Annotated in this window: 19 protein-coding genes and 1 riboswitch; of the genes, 12 read left to right on the top strand and 7 right to left on the bottom strand. The window is 45.8% G+C overall.

Annotation, left to right across the window (positions count from 1 at the left end; translation table 11 throughout):
• Positions 1 to 206: 206 nt before the first annotated feature.
• The 4 genes from R8N46_RS22835 to R8N46_RS22820 are packed head-to-tail and all read left to right on the top strand — an operon-like array spanning position 207 to position 6,484.
• Positions 207 to 1,919: an autotransporter assembly complex protein TamA gene (locus R8N46_RS22835; RefSeq protein WP_065274120.1), complete on the top strand. Its 1,713-nt coding sequence runs from the start codon at positions 207 to 209 to the stop codon at positions 1,917 to 1,919.
• On the top strand, positions 1,916 to 5,680 hold the full coding sequence (locus tag R8N46_RS22830) for a translocation/assembly module TamB domain-containing protein (RefSeq protein WP_318098435.1): 3,765 nt from the start codon (positions 1,916 to 1,918) through the stop codon (positions 5,678 to 5,680). The genes R8N46_RS22835 and R8N46_RS22830 overlap by 4 nt, the downstream gene beginning before the upstream one ends.
• A 44-nt stretch (positions 5,681 to 5,724) precedes the next feature.
• The gene (locus tag R8N46_RS22825) at positions 5,725 to 6,072 is read left to right on the top strand and encodes a gamma-glutamylcyclotransferase (protein WP_005379626.1); all 348 of its coding nucleotides are present in this window, start codon (positions 5,725 to 5,727) and stop codon (positions 6,070 to 6,072) included.
• A 49-nt stretch (positions 6,073 to 6,121) separates the two neighbouring features.
• Positions 6,122 to 6,484, top strand: a complete 363-nt coding sequence (locus R8N46_RS22820; RefSeq protein ID WP_017633454.1) for a DUF2799 domain-containing protein — start codon at positions 6,122 to 6,124, stop codon at positions 6,482 to 6,484.
• Positions 6,485 to 6,557: 73 nt separating this feature from the next.
• On the opposite strand, the gene ppa is transcribed toward R8N46_RS22820, so the two are convergent.
• Positions 6,558 to 7,088 (bottom strand): inorganic diphosphatase, encoded by a 531-nt coding sequence (gene ppa / locus R8N46_RS22815; protein WP_005379635.1) that lies wholly within the window; start codon positions 7,086 to 7,088, stop codon positions 6,558 to 6,560.
• 127 nt (positions 7,089 to 7,215) lie between these two features.
• On the bottom strand, positions 7,216 to 8,232 hold the full coding sequence (gene fbp / locus R8N46_RS22810; RefSeq protein WP_005383114.1) for a class 1 fructose-bisphosphatase: 1,017 nt from the start codon (positions 8,230 to 8,232) through the stop codon (positions 7,216 to 7,218).
• Between the two features lie 312 nt (positions 8,233 to 8,544).
• Here fbp and mpl point away from each other — a divergent pair, with 312 nt between their 5' ends.
• From mpl to thiQ, 5 genes are all read left to right on the top strand, one after another.
• Positions 8,545 to 9,903, top strand: a complete 1,359-nt coding sequence (gene mpl, locus R8N46_RS22805) for a UDP-N-acetylmuramate:L-alanyl-gamma-D-glutamyl-meso-diaminopimelate ligase (protein ID WP_017820280.1) — start codon at positions 8,545 to 8,547, stop codon at positions 9,901 to 9,903.
• A 5-nt stretch (positions 9,904 to 9,908) separates the two neighbouring features.
• Positions 9,909 to 10,547, top strand: coding sequence for a flavin prenyltransferase UbiX (locus tag R8N46_RS22800; RefSeq protein WP_017820279.1), 639 nt, complete (start codon positions 9,909 to 9,911; stop codon positions 10,545 to 10,547).
• A 37-nt stretch (positions 10,548 to 10,584) separates the two neighbouring features.
• A riboswitch (TPP riboswitch) is annotated at positions 10,585 to 10,721 on the top strand.
• 72 nt (positions 10,722 to 10,793) lie between these two features.
• Positions 10,794 to 11,786 carry a thiamine ABC transporter substrate binding subunit gene (gene thiB, locus R8N46_RS22795; RefSeq protein ID WP_213869771.1) on the top strand — a complete coding sequence of 331 codons (993 nt, stop codon included), beginning with the start codon at positions 10,794 to 10,796 and terminating at the stop codon, positions 11,784 to 11,786.
• Positions 11,787 to 11,827: 41 nt separating this feature from the next.
• Positions 11,828 to 13,414, top strand: a complete 1,587-nt coding sequence (thiP, locus tag R8N46_RS22790; RefSeq protein ID WP_017820277.1) for a thiamine/thiamine pyrophosphate ABC transporter permease ThiP — start codon at positions 11,828 to 11,830, stop codon at positions 13,412 to 13,414.
• A complete protein-coding gene (gene thiQ / locus R8N46_RS22785; protein ID WP_005379648.1) occupies positions 13,414 to 14,118 on the top strand; it encodes a thiamine ABC transporter ATP-binding protein in 705 nt (234 codons plus the stop codon). Before thiP ends, thiQ begins: the two co-directional genes overlap by 1 nt.
• Before the next feature lie 18 nt (positions 14,119 to 14,136).
• Here the strand turns inward: thiQ and R8N46_RS22780 are convergent, their stop codons facing one another.
• Positions 14,137 to 15,084, bottom strand: coding sequence for a LysR family transcriptional regulator (locus tag R8N46_RS22780; RefSeq protein WP_005379650.1), 948 nt, complete (start codon positions 15,082 to 15,084; stop codon positions 14,137 to 14,139).
• A 92-nt stretch (positions 15,085 to 15,176) separates the two neighbouring features.
• On the opposite strand from R8N46_RS22780, the gene R8N46_RS22775 reads away from it, so the two are divergent.
• Positions 15,177 to 16,253 carry an alkene reductase gene (locus tag R8N46_RS22775; RefSeq protein ID WP_005379652.1) on the top strand — a complete coding sequence of 359 codons (1,077 nt, stop codon included), beginning with the start codon at positions 15,177 to 15,179 and terminating at the stop codon, positions 16,251 to 16,253.
• A 63-nt stretch (positions 16,254 to 16,316) separates the two neighbouring features.
• On the opposite strand, the gene R8N46_RS22770 is transcribed toward R8N46_RS22775, so the two are convergent.
• From R8N46_RS22770 to argR, 4 genes are all read right to left on the bottom strand, one after another.
• Positions 16,317 to 16,754 carry a universal stress protein gene (locus R8N46_RS22770; protein ID WP_005379654.1) on the bottom strand — a complete coding sequence of 146 codons (438 nt, stop codon included), beginning with the start codon at positions 16,752 to 16,754 and terminating at the stop codon, positions 16,317 to 16,319.
• 45 nt (positions 16,755 to 16,799) lie between these two features.
• Complete coding sequence (locus R8N46_RS22765) at positions 16,800 to 19,379, bottom strand: TRAP transporter permease (protein ID WP_171345715.1); 2,580 nt, start codon at positions 19,377 to 19,379, stop codon at positions 16,800 to 16,802.
• Positions 19,380 to 19,670: 291 nt separating this feature from the next.
• A complete protein-coding gene (locus tag R8N46_RS22760; RefSeq protein ID WP_005379657.1) occupies positions 19,671 to 20,639 on the bottom strand; it encodes a TAXI family TRAP transporter solute-binding subunit in 969 nt (322 codons plus the stop codon).
• Positions 20,640 to 21,044: 405 nt separating this feature from the next.
• The gene (gene argR, locus R8N46_RS22755; protein ID WP_005379659.1) at positions 21,045 to 21,515 is read right to left on the bottom strand and encodes a transcriptional regulator ArgR; all 471 of its coding nucleotides are present in this window, start codon (positions 21,513 to 21,515) and stop codon (positions 21,045 to 21,047) included.
• Between the two features lie 359 nt (positions 21,516 to 21,874).
• Between argR and mdh the strand changes: the two genes are divergently transcribed.
• Both mdh and R8N46_RS22745 read left to right on the top strand, forming a co-directional pair.
• Positions 21,875 to 22,810, top strand: a complete 936-nt coding sequence (gene mdh, locus R8N46_RS22750) for a malate dehydrogenase (RefSeq protein ID WP_005379660.1) — start codon at positions 21,875 to 21,877, stop codon at positions 22,808 to 22,810.
• Between the two features lie 113 nt (positions 22,811 to 22,923).
• Complete coding sequence (locus R8N46_RS22745) at positions 22,924 to 23,115, top strand: hypothetical protein (protein ID WP_005379661.1); 192 nt, start codon at positions 22,924 to 22,926, stop codon at positions 23,113 to 23,115.
• The last annotated feature ends 39 nt before the right edge of the window (positions 23,116 to 23,154 follow it).

Here is a 23,154-nt window from a genome sequence, read left to right as displayed (position 1 = left end):
GGCATCTTCTATACTGATCAATGTTTGTTTGTTGAGCATGGTATTTGTCCTTCAATACGTGTCTTAAATTTGCGAACTTTTTCATTTCGTCTGTATCTGATGCTGTGATGACATAGACCGCGTTAAACCTATTAATATTACAGACTTAGAATCTAATTGGCGTTATCATTATTTACGTTTACTTAACCTCATTCAGCCATAAAAGCATGATAAAAAAAGCTCTCCCCACCATTGTTGGCCTGTTTGCCTTTTCTCATGGTGCCTATGCCGATGTTTCTTTGACTTTGAAAGGCATTGATGGCGCTTTAGAAGAGAATGTCAGTGCGTATCTATCATCTATTCCAGAGAAGGATTACTCCACTTCTCTGCGTTTTCAAGCGAGATTAGATCAAAGTATCACTGAAGCGCTTAACGCGCTTGGGTATTATCATGCAAAAATTTCATACTCTATTCCTGAAGCGAATGATGAGTTAATTGTGCTCATCAAGCCGGGCTTGCCAGTGAAAGTGAAAGTCATGGATGTGGTCATCACTGGAGAGGCCAAGGACGATGAAGAGTTTGCAAAACTTATTGAGAGCTCTCCGCTCAAAGTTGGCCAAGTTTTGAATCAAGGCCAATACGACAGCCTTAAGTCAGGAATTCGTAACTTGGCGCTTCAGCGTGGTTACTTCAATGGTGAGTTTACGCTAAGTCGATTAGAGGTTATCCCTGATCTGAACGAAGCTAATGTCCGTTTGCACTACAGCAGTGGAATACGTTTCAATTTTGGCGACGTTTCTTTTATTGGCAACCACATCTGGGAAGACCGTGTCGCATCACTACAGCCTTTTAAGGAAGGGGACCCATACAACGTTTCGAAGCTGGGCGAGTTTAACCAGAAGCTATCAAATACGGAGTGGTTTTCCTCAGTTTTTGTTGAGCCTGAATTGGATAGGCTTGATGATGGCCGAGACTTGCCAATTAAAGTGTCTTTATCTCCTGCTTCGAAGAATCAGATCGAGACGGGTATTGGTTACTCAACGGATGTCGGCGTTCGAGGAACGTTGAAGTGGAAGAAACCTTGGGTGAGCTCCCGAGGACACAGTTTCAACACCGCTTTATCCCTATCTAAGCCAGAGCAAACCGTGACTGCTTCTTACAAAATTCCTTTAGAAGATGTCGCTAACGATTATTATCAAGTTCAATATGGGCTTAAAAACCTAGACAACCGTGACACACAGAGTATCGAGTCTAACCTTGCAGTGGAGCGGCATTGGTTAGCAGACGGTGGTTGGCATAATACCGTTTATGTTCGTCATTTGTACGAGAGCTTTACGCAAGGTTTACAAGATGATGAATTCAACTTCGTACTTCCAGGTGCGACATTTTCTCGGACTAGGGTTCGAGGGGGCAATATGCCAATGTGGGGAGACAAGCAAAGCATCACTATTGAGTATGGTGATACCGCTATGCTTTCTGAAACTAGAGTGCTCCGCTTAATTGGCTCGACTTCTTGGATTCGTGGTATTGGAGAGAATCATCGTGGTTTGTTCCGCTTAGAAGGTGGTGCGAATATTACCGATGAACTTGAAAAGCTATCACCGTCGCTGCGTTTCTTCGCAGGTGGTGACAATAATATTCGTGGTTACGGCTATGAATCTATTTCACCTGTGGATGAGAGTGGTGCTTTGACGGGTGGTAAATACATTGTTAGCAGTACATTAGAATACCAATATCGTGTTTATGGAAACTGGTGGGCTGCAACGTTTTACGATATTGGTGATGCGTTTAATGAAACACCAGATTGGAAATCAGGTGCTGGTGTTGGTATCCGCTGGGCGTCTCCGGTGGGCCCTGTTAGTTTTGATTTTGCATGGGGGTTGGATGCAAAACCAGAACGAGAGTTTCGTATCCACTTCTCATTGGGGCCTGAGCTATGATCAAAATGATGTTTAAGTGGACCAAATGGCTGTCGCTCAGTTTGATTGGTCTATTGCTGTTGCTCATCATTATTGTCGCGACAGTTTTATTTACCCACCCAGGCCTCAAATTTGCCTTGTGGGGAGCCGAAAAAGCACTACCACAATTGCAGATTGAAAAAGTGCAGGGTTCATTGTTTCCTCGCTTCGAACTGCATAACGTCAGTTTTGTCGATGAGTCTTTGAATATCGATGCCAAAGTCGAGCGTTTAGCTTTGGCAGTGAACTTCCGCTGTTTCTTTGACCCTAAGGTTTGTGTCGATGAGTTAAGACTGCAGGGGCTTGACTTTAAGATGCCAGAGCTACCGCCAGCAAGCGAGGAGCAAGAGGAAACACCACCACTGCGTTCTATCAGTACGCCAGTGCCAATTTTTGTTAATAAAGTCAGCTTTAATGACATCAACGTCAATGTGCTGGGCAATCAAATTGATTGGCAAACGTTCTCGACCGCTTTGTCGATGCAAGGCGATCGTTTGGTGATCGCACCTACCGCGTTGAAAGACATTAATGTTGCGCTCGCACCAAGTGAAGCGGCCCCAGAAGCGGTTGTTGAAGAGCCGAAAGAGGCCGATGCTACGCCGCAAGATATTGTGTTACCCGAAGTATGGATTCCACTGACGGTGGAAGCGCGTCGTCTTGATATTCACAATTTCAAACTGGCAGGTGAAACGCCAGTGATCGTCAATCATCTTGGTTTGGTTGCAAGAGCAGGCGGTGAGCGTGTTGATGTCAAAACATTAGAGCTCGACATGCCAGAAGTGGAAGGCAAGTTGAGCACACAAGTGACGCTTTCTTCTGATTACCCTATCAAAGCGCAATTGGACGCGTTAGTGAAGCAAGCAGATGCGAAGGGACAAAAACTGTCGCTTTCGGTCTCGGGTTCGGTTGGTGATTTGTCACTAAATGCTACGCTTTCTGAGCTTGTACAAGCGGAGATCAAAGGTGATATTCAACCGCTTAAAACGCAGTTACCGTTTGATGTCGTGATTAAAAATGTACAGGCGCAATGGCCGCTATTTGGACAAAGCGATTACCAGGTTTCTGTACCAAGCTTGGCGGCAAAAGGCTCACTTGATGGCTACGAAGTCGCATTAGAAACCAAAGCTTCGGGCAAAGATATTCCCGCCGTTGATGTCGCACTAAACGGCAAAGGTACGTTAGAGCAAATTGACCTCGAAAGCCTTGTAGTGAAAGCCTTAGGGGGCGAACTCTCTGGGAAAGTCATGGCCAATTGGGCCGCGCCAATCAACTGGCAAGCTGACTTAAACCTGAAGAACATTCAACCAGGATTGCAGTGGAAAGAAGCCGAAGGGGATATTAGCGGTAATCTTTCGACTTCGGGGTCGTTAACAGAACAAGGCGGTTGGCAAGTCAGTTTGCCTAAGTTAGACATTGACGGCATTTTGCGAGGTTATCCGCTGAATGTTGAAGGGCAACTTGAAGCGTCTGATAAGAACGGCAAAGGCGAAGACATCCAACTTACCACTCAGGGTTTAGCGCTTTCTCATGGTCCAAACCAACTCAGTGCAAAGGGTAAGATCGATAAGCAAATTCTGATGGATGTTGAGGTTAACTTCCCTGATTTTGCGAAAAGTGTTCCGGATCTTGCAGGTAAAATGCAAGGTAAAGTCGCACTACGTGGTAGCTTGAAAGAACCAGACATCAATCTTGATCTCGCTTTAAATCAGATAAACTGGCAGCAACAGGCGAACGTAGAAACGATCACCTTAAAGGGTGATGTGAAGCCTCTGCCAGCACCAAAAGCGAACATAAGCCTAATTGCGAACAACATTACCTATGACGACATAAAAGTTGATAGTGCTGACCTTGAAGTCTCTGGGGATGAAAAACTGCATCAACTTACGCTCGATGTAGTGTCTGACCTGGTGTCGACCAGTTTAGAAATTGAAGGGACATTCCAGCAGAAACCAGAAATGATTTGGGATGGAGCGCTGCGCCGCTTGACGCTGAGCTCGCAACAAGGCCCGTGGGCGTTGCAAAAATCGACCGCGGTGAAGGTCAATATCGACAAACAGATCGCGAACGTTCAAGCGCATTGTTGGTTGCAAGCGGAGTCGAGCGTATGTCTAACCGAAGACATTAGTGTCGGTAAGAGTGGCCAGGCGAAGTTAGCCATCAATGATTTTGATTTTGACCAAATCAAACAATTCCTGCCGCCAGAAACCAAGCTGCAAGGCTCGGTTAATGCACAGGCTTTTGCTAAATGGGCACCAGAGAAAAAGCCTGAAGTAACCTTAAGTGTCAATATGCCAAAAGGCCAAGTTGAACAAGCGCTTGAACAGCCAATTAAAGTCGGTTGGGAAAGCTTCAACTTTAAAGTAGCATTAGCGAAAGACAAGCTTGATGCCGAGTGGCTATTTGATGTGAAAGATAACGGTGACTTGTCTGGTAAGGTTTCTTTACTGAATGTCTCGTCTGAAAAGCCCACTATTGATGGTAAGGTTTCACTCTCTACGTTCCACTTGGACTTCTTGGCACCGTTGATTGGTGAGTACAGCTTGTTTAAAGCAAACATGAATACTGACCTAGCGATATCAGGTGACGTTATGCATCCGAAGGTGAACGGTCAGTTCTTGATTGACCAAATGAAGCTACAGGGTGAAGTCACACCGATAGATATAAACTCAGGACAGGTCGTCATCAACTTTAAAGGTCATCAAGCGGACTTGGATGCTGGAATTTTAACCCCGGATGGTGAGTTGAACGTTACCGGTGATGCCGACTGGCAGGACTTACAGAACTGGCGCACTAAAGCGCGTGTATTTGCTAAAGAGCTCAATGTTGATTTGCCCCCAATGGTAAAAATCAAAGTTGAGCCTGACATGACAATAGATGTGACTCCTCAGCTTGCGAAAATTGAGGGTGATATTAATTTGCCATGGGGCAGAATTGTCGTCGAAGAGCTTCCACCAAGTGCGGTAGGCGTATCGAGTGATACCGTTATTCTCGATAAAAACTTGCAGCCAGTGGACGATGTGGCTGCGATGCCGTTTGATGTGGAAACGAACATCAACATTAAAATTGGTGATGACTTCCAACTTGCCGCTTTTGGTTTAAAAGGTGGGTTGAAAGGGAACCTAAACGTGACACAAAAAGACAAAGGTCCTTTCATCGTTGGTGAAGTGAATGTTGTCGACGGTTCTTATCGTTCGTTTGGTCAGGACTTATTGATTAAAGAAGGTAAGATTCTGATGAATGGTCCACCAGATCAACCTTACTTGTCTATCAAAGCGATTCGTAATCCAGACAATACCCAAGATGATGTCATTGCGGGGGTACAAGTGTCAGGCCCAGCATCTGATCCGAGTATAGAAATTTTCTCAGAGCCCGCGATGAACCAAGCCAATGCACTTTCTTATCTACTTCGTGGTCAAGATATTGATGGTGAAGCCGGTGGTAATGCAATGACGACTACCTTAATTGGTTTAAGCTTGGCGAAGAGTGGTCGTGTGGTTGGTGAAATCGGTGAAGCCTTTGGCGTACAGGATTTACAGTTGGACACTGCTGGGTCGGGCGATGATTCGCAAGTGACGGTGAGTGGTTATATTCTGCCAGGTTTGCAGGTGAAATATGGTGTCGGCATCTTTAACTCCCTAGGTGAGTTCACTGTGCGTTACCGATTGATGCAAGACTTGTATTTAGAAGCGATATCTGGTGTAGATAGCGCCGTTGACCTACTCTATCAGTTTGAGTTCGATTAAAGTGCTTTAACCTAAGCATACACAGTCATGACTAAGGAGTGGTTATGCAGCATTTGATTTTTGTCTACGGCACGTTACGCAAGGGAGAGTACAACCATCAGTATTTGCGCTCGGCGCAGTTTCTTGGTTTACATGAAACGGATGCTCAATTTGCAATGTATGACTTAGGCCCTTATCCAGCGTTGTCTGATGGGCAACGCTCGATTCAAGGTGAAGTGTACCTGATTGACAGTGAAACCTTATCTGAGCTAGATAGGTTAGAAGATGTGCCAGTGGAATATCGCCGAGAGAGCATCGTTACGCCTTTTGGCCAAGCTTGGATCTACTTATATCAAGATACTGAGCAGCTAACCGAAGAAATCGCTTCCGGAGATTGGTGTCAAAAGGTGTGAGCTATACTGACATTATCAATAGCAACGAGCTAAACACTAAGGAGTCACGATGAAAGCATTCGTAATTGGAGTAATGGCGTTGCTTCTTGCTGCATGCGCACAAACAACACTACCGACTTCGAATAATGTGACCGATTGGCAAGTGTTTGGTAAGCAGTCAGCTTTAGATGGATTACGGGAGTTATCTGAGGAGCGAATTGCGAAGCTGGATGATGTTAACCATGCGACGCCAGAACTGATAATGGCTTATCAAGCGGGTTACCAGCAAGGCAAACAAGAGTATTGTGAGCAAAGTGCTTATATGCTCGGTGTTATCGGGCGGCCGTATTTTGGCATTTGTGATGATGTTGACCCCTTCTTTCAACATGACTACGACGCTGGACGAATGTCTTCAGCAGGCGCACCTATCTAGTTGACACAGGTAAGATGAAAGCAAAAGAGCTGCCCTAGAGCAGCTCTTTTTAATTTTGTATCAGCAGTGATGCTTATTTTTTCTGAGCTCGTTCGTAAGATTCTAGGATTTCAGCTTTGGCGGCAGCAACATCTGCCCAACCATCCACTTTCACCCATTTGCCTGCTTCAAGCTCTTTGTAACGCTCAAAGAATTGCGTGATCTGCGCTTTCAGTAGTTCTGGGATATCGTCCACATCTTGGATGTGCTCGTACTCTTTCGAGATTTTTGAGTGGGGAACCGCAAACACTTTTGCATCTTCACCCGATTCATCTGTCATCTTCAAAACGCCAACAGGACGGCAGCGAATGACTGAACCTGGCATGAGTGGGTATGGTGTTGGTACCAATACGTCGACTGGGTCGCCATCAAGAGACAGGGTATTGTTCACGTAGCCATAGTTGCATGGGTAGAACATTGGTGCAGACATGAAACGGTCGACAAATACAGCACCAGAGTCTTTATCTACTTCGTACTTGATTGGATCTGCATTTGCAGGAATTTCGATAACGACATAGATATCTTCAGGCAGCGACTTGCCTGCTGGTACATGGTTTAAGCTCATTAGAATATTCCTTTTCATTAACGATGAGTCACACAAAAGCGGCTTCATCTGATGATAAATTCGCGTTTCACTTTAGCGACAAAAACGCGACAGGTAAACACCTGCCGCGTTGGACAAAGGTCTGAAATTATTCTTCGTCGCGGTGCAGTTCAAGGAACTCTTCAACTTTGCGAACCATGTTCTTCGAACCCACAAAGAAAGGTACACGCTGGTGCAACTCAGTAGGCTTGATGTCCATAATGCGATTCACGCCGTCCGATGCAATGCCCCCAGCTTGCTCAATGAGGAATGCCATAGGGTTACATTCGTAAAGCAGGCGTAGCTTGCCTTGTGGGTGGCTTTGTGTGCTTGGGTAAAGGTAGATACCACCTTTCAGTAGGTTGCGGTGGAAATCAGCAACCAGCGAGCCAATGTAGCGAGAAGTGTATGGGCGACCGTCTTCTGGCACGTTTTCTTGGCAGTACTTGATGTACTTCTTCACCCCTTGAGGGAAACGAATGTAATTACCTTCGTTGATGGAGTAGATCTTACCATCATCAGGAATCATCATGTTTTCATGAGAAAGACAGAAGCTGCCGATAGATGGGTCGTAAGTAAAGCCGTTTACGCCGTTACCAGTTGTGTATACCAACATGGTGGAGGAGCCGTAAATCACGTAGCCCGCAGCCACTTGCTTGTGACCAGGTTGTAGGAAGTCTTCTTCAGTTGGTGGAGTACCGATTGGAGAAACACGACGGTAAATCGAGAAGATAGTACCAACAGAGACGTTCACATCGATGTTAGAAGAACCATCAAGTGGGTCCATCAGTACTACATATTTGGCGTTTTGGTTGAGTTCTTTATTGAACGCAACTGCTTCGTCTTCTTCTTCACTGGCAACGCCACACACTTGATCACGAGCTTCAAGCGCGGCTTTAAACTTATCGTTCGCGTAAACATCGAGCTTTTGCTGATCTTCACCTTGGACATTTTCCGTGCCTACAGCACCAGTGATATCACCGAGACCCGCTGCGTTGATTTCGCGGTTAACGATTTTTGCAGCTAAACGAATGGAGGCTAAAAGGGATGATAGATCACCGCTAGCGTGGGGGAAATCCGCTTGTTTTTCGACAATGAACTCGCCTAGGGTGCGCAGTCCTGACATGGTTAATCCTTACATTTTCATTTCATTGGGGGTAGTGCGCAAGTGAGCATCTCTTTATGGATGTTAAACGATTGCGCTGGATGTAAGTTTAAGTCGCAGATCTTTTTAATGGTAATGAAGTAACTGTTTGAGATCTCAATTTATTTGTAGACTTGTTTGAGGGATTCATCAGTAAGCAAGAGGTTGTACAGTCTGTGTTCAACCTTGTCATATTTGTGAAAGGGACTGCAAGAAGAAGGCTAAAGTCACTCGCTTTTCAGGCGGTAATCGCGATAATGAAAGCATTAAAAAACGCATTACAAGGTTTAGTTTATGCACATTCATATCTTGGGTATCTGTGGCACATTTATGGGCGGCGCAGCGATTCTAGCGCGCCAATTAGGACATAAAGTCACTGGTTCTGATGCCAACGTTTATCCGCCAATGAGCACACTGCTTGAGTCTCAAGGTATTGAAATTATTGAAGGCTTTGACCCGTCTCAACTCGACCCTCAACCAGATCTTGTGGTGATTGGTAATGCGATGAGCCGTGGCAACCCTTGTGTCGAGCATGTGCTCAACACTAACATGCGTTACACCTCTGGCCCGCAGTGGCTCAACGAGTTTTTGCTGCATGATCGTTGGGTATTGGCGGTATCGGGTACACATGGGAAAACGACCACGTCGAGCATGCTTGCTTGGATACTTGAAGATTGTGGTTATCAACCGGGTTTCTTAGTCGGTGGGGTACTCGGTAACTTCGGAGTGTCTGCTCGTTTGGGTGAAAGTATGTTTTTTGTCGTTGAAGCGGACGAATATGACAGTGCTTTTTTCGATAAGCGTTCTAAGTTTGTGCATTACCATCCTCGCACTTTAATCATGAATAACCTTGAGTTCGATCATGCTGATATCTTCGATGATCTAGAAGCGATCAAGCGCCAATTCCATCATTTAGTGCGAACTGTACCGGGCAATGGATTGATCTTAGCGCCGAGGAAAGATCAAGCGTTAGCGGATGTATTAGAGCGTGGCTGCTGGACTGAAAAACAGTTCTCTGGTGAGAATGGTGACTGGCAAGCGCACAAATTAGTGCTTGATGGCTCAAAATTTGACGTTGCGTTGCAAGGCGAGAAGGTTGGTACCGTCGAATGGAATTTGGTGGGTGACCACAATGTGGATAATGCGCTGATGGCAATCGCTGCTGCACGACATGTTGGAGTCACTCCGGATCTTGCTTGCCAGGCATTAGGGCGTTTCATCAATACCAAGCGCCGTTTAGAGCTGAAAGGTGAAGAACAAGGTGTGACGGTTTACGATGATTTTGCGCATCACCCAACGGCAATTGAACTTACTGTCGGTGGTTTGCGTAACAAGGTAGGTGAAAAACGCATCCTTGCTGTGTTAGAGCCGCGGTCTGCCACCATGAAGCGTGGTGTACACAAAAACACACTTGCAGAGTCACTACACAGTGCAGATGAAGTCTTCTTGTTCCAGCCAGATAATATCGAGTGGTCTGTGCAAGACATTGCCGACCAATGCAAACAGCCAGCGTTTGTCGATGCGGATATAGATAACTTTGTAGCCAAGATCGTCGAACGTGCGCGACCAGGTGACCAAATTCTAGTCATGAGCAACGGTGGCTTTGGTGGTATTCACGGAAAACTTCTTGAGCAGTTAAAACAAAAAGCCTGATTGATATGCAAAACAAAACACAACCCTCTCACAAAAAAGCCATCACGTTGGCATTAACGGGGGCTTCTGGTGCTCCCTACGGCCTTCGTCTTTTAGAATGCTTGGTTGCGGCGGATTATCATGTCTACGTTCTGATTTCTTCGGCGGCTCGTGTCGTGATGGCAACCGAACACAACCTTAAGCTGCCAAGTGGGCCAGAAGCCGCAAAGCAAGCGTTGGTAGAGCACCTGAACTGCAATCCAAATAACATCACCGTTTGCGGTAAAGACGATTGGTTCTCGCCGGTTGCGTCTGGTTCTGCTGCACCTAAGCAAATGGTGGTTTGCCCATGCTCAGCAGGAAGCGTTGCGGCCATAGCACACGGTATGTCGGACAACTTGATCGAACGGGCCGCTGATGTAGTAATGAAAGAGCGCGGGCAGCTGTTGCTCGTGGTTCGCGAAACACCATTTTCAACGCTACATCTGGAGAACATGCACAAACTGTCGCAAATGGGCGTCACCATCATGCCAGCAGCTCCGGGCTTCTACCATCAGCCAAAGAGCATTGAAGACTTAGTGGATTTTATGGTGGCAAGAATTCTTGACCACTTAGGTATTGAGCAAGGTTTGGTGCCTCGTTGGGGTTATGACCAGCGCTCGTGAGCTGATTGTGTAACCACTCAAATACCTTTACAATCCATCCAACTCATCGGGGAGCAAACCCATTTAGCATTGAGTCAATCAATGCATTGGGGCGCTGAGACCTAAGTGTTTAACTAGGGACCCGTATTACCTGAACCAGATAATGCTGGCGTAGGAATTGAGTCTGGATATTGGAAATCCTTAATAGCCGCCTCAAACCCTGTGCCGCTCAACTTATTTCTCTGAAATACTCATGGAGAGCGAGCAGTGAAAACCACTCTAAATCTGATTGCCTTAGCTGCAATCACCTCTACTTCAGCGTTTGCCGCTGAAAACACATTAACCATCTATACCTACGACTCTTTTGCCGCAGATTGGGGGCCGGGTCCTAAAATCGAGCAAGCTTTTGAAGCAAAATGTGGCTGTGACGTTAACTTCGTGGCATTAGACGATGGTGTGTCGATCCTGAATCGTCTTCGTCTTGAAGGCGGTAATAGCAAAGCCGACATCGTGTTAGGTTTGGATAACAATCTGATGGCAGAAGCGAAGAAAACCGGTCTGCTTGCCGAGCACAATGTGGATACGGCTAACACAGTGTTACCAAACGGTTGGAGTGACACGACGTTTGTACCGTACGATTACGGCTACTTCGCGTTTGTGTACAACAAAGAGAAACTGGCTAATCCGCCGAAAAGCATGAAAGAGCTGGTGGAAACGCGCGACGATCTGAAAGTGATTTACCAAGATCCGCGGACTTCAACGCCGGGCCAAGGCTTAATGCTATGGATGAAATCTATTTATGGCGACGATGTGACGCAAGCGTGGCAGAAGCTAGCGAGCAAAACCGTAACGGTCACGAAAGGTTGGTCTGAGGCGTATTCTATGTTCCTCAATGGTGAGTCCGATTTAGTGCTTTCTTACACCACTTCACCTGCGTACCACTTAATTGCGGAAAACGATTCGAAGTTTGCTACGGCGAATTTTGCTGAAGGCCACTACATGCAAGTTGAAGTAGCCGCCAAAGTGAAAGGGGCAAAAAATTCAGAACTTGCTGATCAATTTATGAGTTTCATTTTAAGTGATGAGTTCCAATCGGCGATGCCAACGGGTAACTGGATGTACCCAGTCACTGACGTTGAGTTACCTAAAGGTTTTGAAACTTTGAGTGTTCCAAGCAAGTCGTTGAGCTTTAGTGCTGATGAAGTGGCAAAAATGCGTAAGTCTTGGATTCGCGAATGGCAAAGCGCATTGACGTTTTAGCTGACGTTTCTATCCTCATCTGAATGAGATAGGTTTTACCTTTGAATTCTGTTCCAAAAATAGGTTTAGGGGTCGCGATGATCATCGCGACCTTTGTTATTTCTGCCCTAGGTGCTTTGATTGTTCAAGCCCCTTCACTTGATGTGTCTGTGGTATGGGGCGACCCGTACTATCAACATGTCACCAAGTTCAGTTTCTACCAAGCGTTTCTTTCCACATTGCTCAGTGTTGGCTTTGCCATTCCAGTAGCGCACGCACTTTCGCGTCGCCAATTTATTGGTAAATCATTACTGCTTAAGCTGTTTGCATCGACACTGGTTTTGCCGGTTTTGGTTGGTGTTTTTGGGCTGTTAGCGATTTATGGCAACAGTGGTTTGTTGGCGCAGTGGTTGCAAAGTTTCGACACTAAACTGCCATTCTCTATTTACGGTTTGAACGGCATTTTACTCGCCCATGTGTTCTTTAATTTACCTTACGCGGCACGATTGCTTCTGCAAGCCTTGGAGTCTATTCCTGCCGAGCAGCATAAGCTTTGCGCGCATCTTGGGATGAGCCATTGGGATAAGTTTCGTTGGGTAGAATGGCCGCGTTTAAGGCAGCAGCTTCCCCACGTTTGTGGGTTGGTGTTTATGTTGTGCTTTACCAGTTTTGCCACTGTAATGGCGTTGGGGGGCGGGCCAAAATCCACCACCATTGAATTGGCCATTTACCAAGCGATTAAGTTTGATTTTGATTTACAAGCTGGGGCGTTATTGGCGCTGTGGCAGATGCTGTTATGTGGACTGCTTGCTATTGGAGTGCAGAAGTTAACAAGGCCTGTTTCTATCAGTGCTGGAAGCACATCGGTACAGCAATATTTAACGAAGGATCATGGGTGGTCAAAAGCTTGGGATAGCTTTTGGATCATAGGTGCCTTTTTACTGGTAATACCGCCGTTATTGATGGTGTTACTGAGTGGCATCAACCAACAAGTTTGGACAGTATTAACCGATGAGCGTTTTTGGTCTGCGCTATTGAACTCCCTCAAAGTCGCCTGTGTCGCTAGCGCGCTTGCGGTCGCTGCAGGGGTGTCCATACTATTGACCAGTCGCCGTTGGCGGTTGCAGTACAAAAACACGCGAGCCGATCAGATTGAGTTAATCGGCACCGTTATTTTGGTGACTCCAGGTCTGGTGATTAGCACCGGTTTATTCTTACTACTGCGCGCATTTACCGATGTTTTTAGCTTGGCATTTTTTGTCGTGATTTTGGTGAACGGTTTGATGGCTTTGCCTTACGTGATCAAAACGCTAGCGCAGCCAATGCTGCACATTGAACAACAGTATCAGTATGTATGTGCCAGCTTAGGCATGCGTGGCTGGCAACGGTTTAAAGTGGTGGAGTGGCAGGCGCTACGCAAGCCGTTTGCACATGCGTTTGCGATCAGCTTTATGTTTGCAATAGGGGATTTAAGTGCCATAGCACTGTTTGGTGGACAAGAGTTTCGTACCTTACCTCTGTATTTGTTCCAGTTGCTTGGCAGTTATCAGATGGACGCAGCTGCGGTGGTATCGGTGACCCTATTGTTGTTGAGTGTGGGCTGTTTTGCCTTGATTGAGAAAGTATTGAAAACGAAGGAGAGAGCGTAATGTTAGTGTTGGATGATGTGCAGTACACCTACCAACGTGAACTGTTTCGTTTTGACTTAACGATTGAGCAAGGACAGATTGTGTCGCTGATGGGACCAAGTGGGGCAGGGAAGTCAACCTTGCTGGCGTTGGTGGCAGGATTCATCCATCCTGACCGTGGTGATATTTGTGTTGATGGTGAGTCCATTGTGCGTAAAGAGCCTTATCTGCGTCCGTTCTCTATGTTGTTCCAAGAGCACAATTTGTTTGCTCACTTATCGGTGCGTGACAACATCGGTTTGGGCTTACACCCAGGGCTAAAGCTTACGGTGGACCAAAATCGTCAGATTGAACAAGCCGCGCAGCAAGTTGGTGTTGCAGAGTACCTCGACCGTTTGCCAGAGCATCTTTCTGGTGGCCAGCGTCAACGTGTTGCCTTAGCGCGTTGTTTTGTTCAGCCTCATCCCATGTGGCTATTGGATGAGCCGTTCTCGGCGCTTGATCCGGTGTTGCGTGAAGAGATGCTGAGCTTGGTAAAAAAACTCGCAGCAGAGCGGGGAATAACTGTATTGATGGTCACGCACCATTTAAGCGATGCCAAAGCGATTGCCAGCCACTTTGTGTTTGTGGCAGATGGTAAAGTGGAAGCCGCGGGTGATATGTCTGCATTGAGTGAACAGCATGCTAGTGAGAAGCTTGCGGCATTTATCCGAGCAGCATGCTAGTGCCTGATAGTTGCTAGGTTATGCTTCTCCGCAACACAAACCATGCCGAGGGCCAAATTCAAATTGAGATCTTAAGCTCATGATATGGTCAATCATTGCTTGTACACGCCGTGGGCGGTTTGCTCCAGGACGATACACTAAATAAATAGGCATTGGTACCGTGTGCCATTGCGGTAACACTCTGACTAAGGTGCCACTTTCTAGCTCTTGCGTCATGTTCTGCACAGGTAAGTTCGCGATGCCTAGTCCTTTAAGTGCGCCTTTCAATATTGCTTCTACAGTTGTACTTGAGAAGTTACTGGTTATTGAAACATTGACGGTATTATCGTGTGAGATCAGCGTCCAAGGTCCTATTTCTGAAACATATTGATACCTCAAACAGTTATGTTTTGTCAGGTCTTCTGGCGTTTCAGGTACGCCGAACTCAGCTAAATACTCAGGGCTAGCAGCCAGGACTCGAGTGGTATAGCCTAATTTTTTCGCGATTAATCGATCATCAACTATCTGACCGACTCTAATTGCCATATCAAAGCCGTGTGAAAACAGATCAACAAAATCGTTCGATGCTTCTAACGCAATTTGTACTTTTGGCCATTGTTTTAAAAATGGCAAAAAGATGTGCTCCGCCATATACGCATCCAACGCTGGTGGCGCGGAAATACGCAGCCGGCCTTGGATCTGTTGTTCCATCTCCTGAACGTCATGGCCAATTGAGTGGAATTCCTCAACTAAGCTTGCAGCACGCTCTAAAACCATTTGGCCAGCTTCGGTGATCACTAACTTTCGGGTTGTGCGCTCTAGCAGTTTGGCTTCAAAGTGTTGTTCGAGTTTGGTTATGGCTTTGCTAACAGTAGATTTTGGTAGGTTTAACTCCAGTGCGCACTTGGTTAAGCTCAGTAGTCGACAGCTTGTGACAAAGATAGAAAGCGTTCTAAAGTCAATTGTTTCTAAATTGCGAACAATCACTTTCAATTATCCATATTGTTTCAATATTAATCTGATTATAGTCTGGCACCTCATCCTTAGCCATCAAGTTATTGTCATTTGAGGTAAACAACATGTCCAACTCTGTAGACTTATTTTCTCCTATCGAACTCGGTCAATTAGCATTAGATAACCGTGCCATTATGGCGCCTTTAACGCGAGCTCGTGCTGGTGCGGACCATATTCCTAATGACCTTATGGTTGAATACTACGCTCAACGTGCGAGTGCCGGACTTATCATTGCTGAATGCACCATGGTGATGGAAGGTACGTCTGCTTTCATGGCAGAGCCGGGCATTTACAGCGAAGAGCAAATCGCAGCTTGGAAAAAGGTAACGGATGCGGTTCATGAGAGAGGCGGTAAGATTGTACTGCAAATTTGGCATGCGGGACGAGCTTGTCATCCTGATCTGAATGAAGGAAAAACACCTGTAGCGGCGAGCGCATTGGCCATTCGTGATGAATTAGTCCATACCCCTTCGGGTAAGCAAGCATATACGGTACCACGAGCACTCGAAGTGGATGAGATAGCTTCCATTGTTGCGGCGTTTAAACAAGGTGCAGAAAACGCCAAGAAAGCCGGCTTTGATGGGGTCGAGATACATGGCGCCAATGGTTATCTTATTGATAACTTCCTTCGTGACGGTTCAAATTTACGTACCGATGAATACGGTGGCTCGGTTGAAAATCGTGCTCGATTTTTACTTGAGATAGTGAAAGAAGTCGTTGAAGTGTGGGGACCTGGAAGAGTCGGTCTGCGTACATCTCCGCTAAATGGATTTAATGACATGAAAGACAGTGATCCAGTTGGCTTGGTGCGTTACTTAGCAGAGCAACTTAATTCTTTCGATCTTGCTTATTGGCACGTGATGCGTGCGGATCTGAAAGGCGTACAAAAAGCAGATGTTCTCAAGCCAGCACGCGAAAACTATAAAGGTCACTTAATGGCGAACGTGGGCTACAGTGCACAAGAAGCGGCAACAGCAATTGCAGAAAACAAAGTTGATGTGGTCGCATTTGGCGTTCCCTTTATCGCAAACCCAGATTTAGTTGAGCGATTTAAGAAAAATGCACCTCTTAATGAGGCGAAACCAGAACACTTTTATTTGGGTGGAGCAGAAGGTTATACCGATTACCCAATGATGGCATAACCCTTACTTGTTTAATATAAAAAGGACGCTAATGTTAGCGTCCTTTTTCGTTTCTGTATTTACTTAGCCTTGCGGTTTTACGACCATCACATTGATTGGAGAATATTCCACAACCTTACTCGCGACAGAGCCAAGCATTACTTTATTGATTTTAGAGCGCTTGTGACTTGGCATAATGATGAGATCAGCGCCTAAACGTTCTGCATAATCAAGAATGGTCGCGTAGGCCTTGCCTTCAGCAACATGCACTTGGTAAACCACATCTTCAGCAATATGCTCATTAGCGAAAGTTTTTAGTTGCTGCTTCACGTCTTGCTTCATTTTGGCCGCAGCATCTTTCGGAAAGTATGTGGCAACCATCGACATGTGAATACCAGGTAGTACCGTCAGAAGATGGATTTGAGCATTTGCTTGCTTTGCCTGCCAAACCGCTAGTTCAACCGCTCGGTCTGAAAAGCCTTGGTCATTTAGATCAACCGGAACAAGAATTTGTTTGTACATTCAATGTCTCTCATTAAGGCCCCTTTATCCTCGGGGCCAAATCGGTTATGCGCTCAATTGTTCCTTACGAGCACGACGTTTTTGGTTCATGGCAAGCACCAGCAAAATCATTAAGCATGGTACAAACACCCACTCTTTCATCGGACGGTCTGCATCCTGGATAACCCACTTGATTTCCCAATCAAAGTCGATACCTGCGGACTCTGCTGGACTACCAAATTCAACCATATCGACAATCATTTTTTTGTCACTTTCGGTCAGCATCAGACCCATAGATGAAATACGTGCGTCTGCTGTTGTCGCACTGTCTTCGAATGGAAGACGAACCGTTTTCTCAATGTAGTCGCCCTCAAGGTTTTCACCGGCAACACGTAACTCCAATGATTCTCCTACATTTAGTGTTTCCGTGATTTGAGCTACCTCAACGCCAGGAGAAAGAACTTTCGCTGGGTACAGCATGTCCCACCAAAAACCTGGACGGAAAAACGAAAACGTCAGTACTAATAATAGGACTGTTTCCCACCACTTGTTACGCGTGAACCACCACCCTTGAGTTGCCGCAGAGAATATCAGCATTGCAATGATCGATGAGATGACCGTGAGTGCCAAATGCCACCAAGAGTCGATCCCCATTAACAATAACTGGGTATTGAACACAAACATGAACGGCAAAATAGCGGTTCGAATATCGTAAGTAAAACCTTGGATACCGGTACGAATTGGATCTGATTTCGCAATTGCGGCTGCTGCAAAAGCTGCAAGACCTACAGGTGGGGTATCGTCGGCCAAAATACCAAAGTAGAAAACGAACAAGTGCACCGCTATCAACGGAATAATCAAGCCATGCGCCGCGCCGAGCGTAACAATAACCGGCGCCATTAGCGTAGAGACCACGATGTAGTTCGCCGTTGTTGGCAGACCCATCCCCAGAACCAAGCTAATGATGGCGGTAAACAGCAGCATAAGAATGATACTGCCACCAGAGATAAACTCGACGAAGTCGGTCATCACTAGGCCGATACCCGTTAGTGTAACAACACCAACAACGGTGCCCGCTGCCGCGGTTGCAACGCCGATACCAATCATATTACGCGCACCAGAAACTAAGCTCTCGGCAAGATCGACAAAGCCATCTTTGGTTTGCTGAAGCATGTCACCTTGCTTTGACAGCAGTGCAATCAACGGACGTTGAGTAAGCAAAATGAAAATCATGAACACCGTTGCCCAGAATGCCGAAAGGCCAGGTGAGAAACGTTCGACAGTCAAACACCAAACTAATACGACGATAGGGAGTAGGTAGTGCAAGCCTGACTTAACGGTTGGGCCAGGATCAGGTACTTCTGTTAATTCTGCATCAATCTCAATTGCGCCATCTTGCACGTGATTTGCTGAGACTTTCACCAACCCAACGTACGCGATTAATAGTGCGACGGTAACAATTGGTGTCGCGGCATCACCAAAGACGTCCTTTGTCCAACCCACTCCGTAGTAAACCAATGCGCTGATCACACACAATCCTAAGATTGTGCCAGTAAAGGACAGCAGACTTTGTACTAGTGTTGGGTTGTGGCGACGAGGAAGGCCTGTCATGCCTGCTTTACACGCTTCAAGGTGAACAATGTAAATTAAAGCAATATAAGAGATTAGCGCTGGAAGTAGGGCAGCTTTAATCACCTCAACGTAGGAGATACCGACGTATTCCACCATCAAAAATGCTGCTGCACCCATGATTGGCGGTGTTAACTGACCATTGGTTGAAGCCGCTACCTCTACCGCACCCGCTTTTGTGCCGGGAAAGCCAACACGCTTCATCAGTGGAATGGTAAAGGTGCCAGTTGTTACTACGTTTGCGATTGAAGAACCAGAAACCAGACCAGATAAACCTGATGCAACAACGGCCGCTTTAGCTGGACCACCTTTCATATGGCCAAGCAACGAGAAGGCAACTTTAATGAAGTAAGCACCGGCACCAGCGCGTTCCAGCATTGCTCCAAACAATACAAACAAGAAGACAAAAGAGGTAGAAACACCTAGCGCAACCCCAAAAACGCCTTCTGTTGTTAGCCACAAGTGAGACATGGCCTTGTTCAAGCTTGCCCCTTTGTGCGCGATAACGTCAGGCATGTAAGGGCCTGCAAAGGTGTAAGTAAGGAAAACAGCAGCCACGACCATTAATGGTGGACCAAGTGCTCGGCGTGTTGCTTCTAAAAGGAGGAGCATACCGATAACAGCAACAACGATATCAACCGTTGTCGGTGCGCCTGAGCGTCCTGCTAGCTCGGTATAAAAAAGGTATATATAGGCTGCTGAAAAGCTGCCAGCCAACGCGAGTATCCAATCAACAAGAGGGATATGATCGCGAGGAGAATTCTTCATCGCTGGATAAGCAGTGAAAGCCAAAAAGATCGCGAAAGTAAGGTGGATAGATCGCGCTTCCGTGTCGTTCAGTACGCCAAAATTGAAAATAAATGGTAACGGGGATGCGTACCATAATTGAAATAGTGACCAACACAGAGGAACAAACCAAAGGATTCGTCCTTGCATTCCCGAAGGGCTACGTGCACCTGTGTCTGCCTGAGCCACCATTTCTTGCACATCTTGTGACGGAGCTTGATTCGTCGCCATGTACTTTTTCCTTATTATTGATGGTCCTGTCTGATTTTTATCGAGAACCACACTTCGCCTCTATCAGTGTAGTGAATGGAGCGAAGTTTGCTTTCGAGTATTTTGCTGCCTGAACTCAAAGTGTTGATTGTTGGATACTCTGTTAGGCGGCGTTTAAGTTTTCTTGGGTATGAGCTCGCAGTTTTCAGAAGAAAACTGGCGAATGAAGCATACAGTTAGAACGTGCTACAACCTGTATGCTCAAACAGGCAGAAAATATTCTTTCCTGCCTGTATGTAGAGTCTGAGGAAATTACTTAATTAGACCCATTTCTTTGTAGTATTTTTCTGCACCTGGGTGAAGAGGAATAGAAAGACCAGCTTTCACCATGTCTTCTTTCTTCAAGTTTGCGAATGCAGGGTGTAGACGTTTGAAGGTATCAAAGTTTTCAAACACAGCTTTTGCCACGTTGTAAGCGACATCGTCTGAAACATCAGAGGTCGTTACCATTGTTGCTGCAACACCAAAGCTGTTTACGTCTTTGTCTGTACCGCGGTACATACCAGCCGGTACTGAGCTAAAGGCGTAGTATGGGTTGTCGGCAACAATTTTATCGATTTTAGGGCCTGTTGCTGAAACTAGCTTCGCATCACATGATGTGGTTGCTTCTTTGATTGAACCGTTCGGGTGGCCGACCATGTAAATGAAGGCGTCAATTTTGTTATCACAAAGTGCCTGAGAGCGTTCAGAGCCTTTTAGCTCAGACGCCAATTTGAAGCTGTCGTTTGTCCAACCCATCGCTTCCATGACAACGCCCATCGTTGCACGGTCACCAGAGCCTGGGTTACCGATGTTTACTCGCTTACCTTTCAGGTCTTCAACGTTTTCAATACCTGAATCTGCACGCGCAATGATGTTGAAAGGTTCTGTATGAAGAGAGAACATTGCGCGTAGCTTCTTGTACGGGCCTTGTTCTTCAAACTTGCTCGTACCGTTGTAGCCGTGGTACTGCCAATCCGATTGCACGATACCAAAATCTAATTCGCCTGCACGGATAGTGTTAACGTTGTAAATTGAGCCACCAGTTGATTCTACTGAACAACGGATGTTGTGGTCTTTACGACCTTTATTTACCAACTTACAGATAGCACCACCAGTTGGGTAGTAAACACCAGTCACAGAGCCAGTACCGATGGTAATAAACTCTTGAGCGTTAACTGCGCCTGCGCCCATTACGGCTGCAGCGATAGCGCCTACTTTGAGAAGTTTGTTAAATGCCATGAATTTCCCTTCCTTATATTCATTATTTACCCGGAAATAACCATAAATCACTTCTGGAGTTTCCTATTTGGAAACGGCACCTTTTTCAATCCAATCGTTTGAAAAAGCGAGCGAATCATAACAAAAAATTGGCAGAAAATTATCCAATTGTTAAATGTTATAGTTGATAAGTCTGAATTTTGTATCAGGGGATAGGATTCAATTTGTGATTTAATTCTTTTTAAAACAATTGCTTAATTAACGTTTAGTGACTGAAATGAAAAAGATCAATTGCGTGATGTTAATCACAAAATGGATGGTTAAAGAATGAGCGGAGTAAGCAAAAAATTTACATAAATTATGGGCTACAAAATGAGACTTCTTTTATAACCCACAATGAGTTAGCTGATTGAAGATTTATAGAACTTAACCAGTATATTCGAACAGCTCGCACACTGATTTGAAGAGTTGCTCAGTCGTAATTGCCATGGTTGGCGTAATGAAAATGGTATCGTCACCTGCGACAACACCAAGAATACCTTCGGATTTACCGAGTGAATCAAGCAAGCGAGCAATCAACTGTGCTGCACCTGGGCCAGTGTGAATTACTACTAACGCTGCGTTACGATCGATGTCTAGTACTAGTTCACGCAGAGAACTGCTGACTGTTGGGACACCTAGCTCAGCAGGAAGACAGTAAACCATTTCCATTTTTGCATTGCGCGTACGGACGGCGCCAAATTTAGTCAGCATACGTGAGACTTTAGATTGGTTGATACTCTCAAACCCTTGCTGTTTGAGTGCGTCAACAATCTCGCCCTGTGAGCCAAAGCTTTCTTCTTTTAACAGGGCTTTAAAGGCGCGAACTAAGTTGTCTTGTTTTTCTGAATTGCGCATAGTCATTACAAATCTCTTATTACGGGTCAGCAATTTTGCATATTCTCGCATATATATTCAGGCGGTGCCAAAGAGTCCCAGGATTATGTTAGATGCGTCACTGTAAACTATATACCACATAGAATTCTTTAGCGCGCTGAAGTAGGGCTGTATCTGTTTTCTTGAATTCCTTGTCATTTCAACAGAATAAAAGAATAATCCAAGCCCCATTTGTAGCACGGTAACAGCGAGTTGCGCGAGGTCGCAAAGCTAGCGTTAATTGATTGTAATCAAGTTGTGATTCCGATAGCTTTATTTAAGTTGGTTACAAACTACCCTACGAATACGTTTATAAGAGAAATACTCTCAAGGAGAACTACATGAAAGTAGCCGTTATTGGTGCCGCTGGTGGCATCGGTCAAGCCCTGGCCCTTCTACTTAAGAACCGTCTTCCTGCTGGTTCTGATCTAGCCCTATATGATATTGCTCCAGTAACTCCTGGTGTGGCCGCTGATCTTAGCCACATCCCTACGCCAGTTTCTATCAAAGGTTACGCTGGTGAAGATCCTACTCCAGCACTAGAAGGCGCGGATGTTGTGCTAATTTCTGCTGGTGTTGCGCGTAAGCCAGGTATGGATCGTGCGGATCTATTTAATGTAAACGCTGGTATCGTTAAATCGCTAGCGGAGAAGATTGCGGTTGTTTGTCCGAAAGCTTGTGTTGGTATCATCACAAACCCTGTAAATACAACAGTGCCAATTGCTGCTGAAGTTCTTAAAAAAGCGGGTGTTTATGATAAGCGTCGTCTATTTGGTGTAACAACGTTGGATGTTATCCGTTCAGAAACGTTTGTTGCTGAGCTAAAAGACAAAGATCCAGGTGACGTTCGCGTGCCAGTAATTGGTGGTCACTCTGGCGTAACGATCTTACCTCTACTGTCTCAAGTAGAAGGTGTTGAGTTTACAGCTGAAGAAGTAGAAGCATTAACGAAACGTATTCAAAATGCAGGTACTGAAGTTGTAGAAGCGAAAGCGGGTGGTGGTAGTGCAACACTATCAATGGGCCAAGCTGCATGTCGCTTTGGTCTGTCTCTGGTTCGTGCTCTTCAAGGTGAAGAAGGCGTAGTTGAGTGCGCTTACGTTGAAGGCGACGGCGAACACGCGACTTACTTCGCGCAACCTGTGAAACTGGGTAAAGAAGGCGTTGAAGAAGTACTAAGCTACGGCAAACTCAGCGATTACGAAAAGTCTGCATTAGACGGTATGCTAGAAACACTAAATGGCGACATCAACATTGGTGTTGAATTCGCAAAGTAACCTAGAAAGCCTATATAAGAAGAAAGCCGATCATTTTGATCGGCTTTTTTGATCCTTGATTTCTCAACTTCGTAAAAATGGTCGAACAAAACCACGTAGTGAAGGAGAAGATGATGGAAGCGAGTCGAATCCGTAAAGGCATGGTTGTTGAGTGCCAACAAGGCGTCGGTACGATATTAGTGGTCGACCATGAAGCAGAGACGGTATTGTTGTCCAAACAAGGGACTGAACAGCAACTCGCCGTTAGCTTTGATGAAATAGAAGATGATCCACAACTGCATGGCGGTAGTGACAGATATTACTAGCGCCCCGGGCGTCGTCATTAGGTATCAAACGTAAAAAAG

The sequence above is a fragment of the Vibrio sp. 1874 genome (assembly GCF_033344395.1).
Lineage (GTDB): Bacteria > Pseudomonadota > Gammaproteobacteria > Enterobacterales > Vibrionaceae > Vibrio > Vibrio alginolyticus.
The sequence above is the reverse complement of the archived record's forward strand: the minus strand, read 5'-3'. Positions and strand labels throughout refer to the sequence as shown.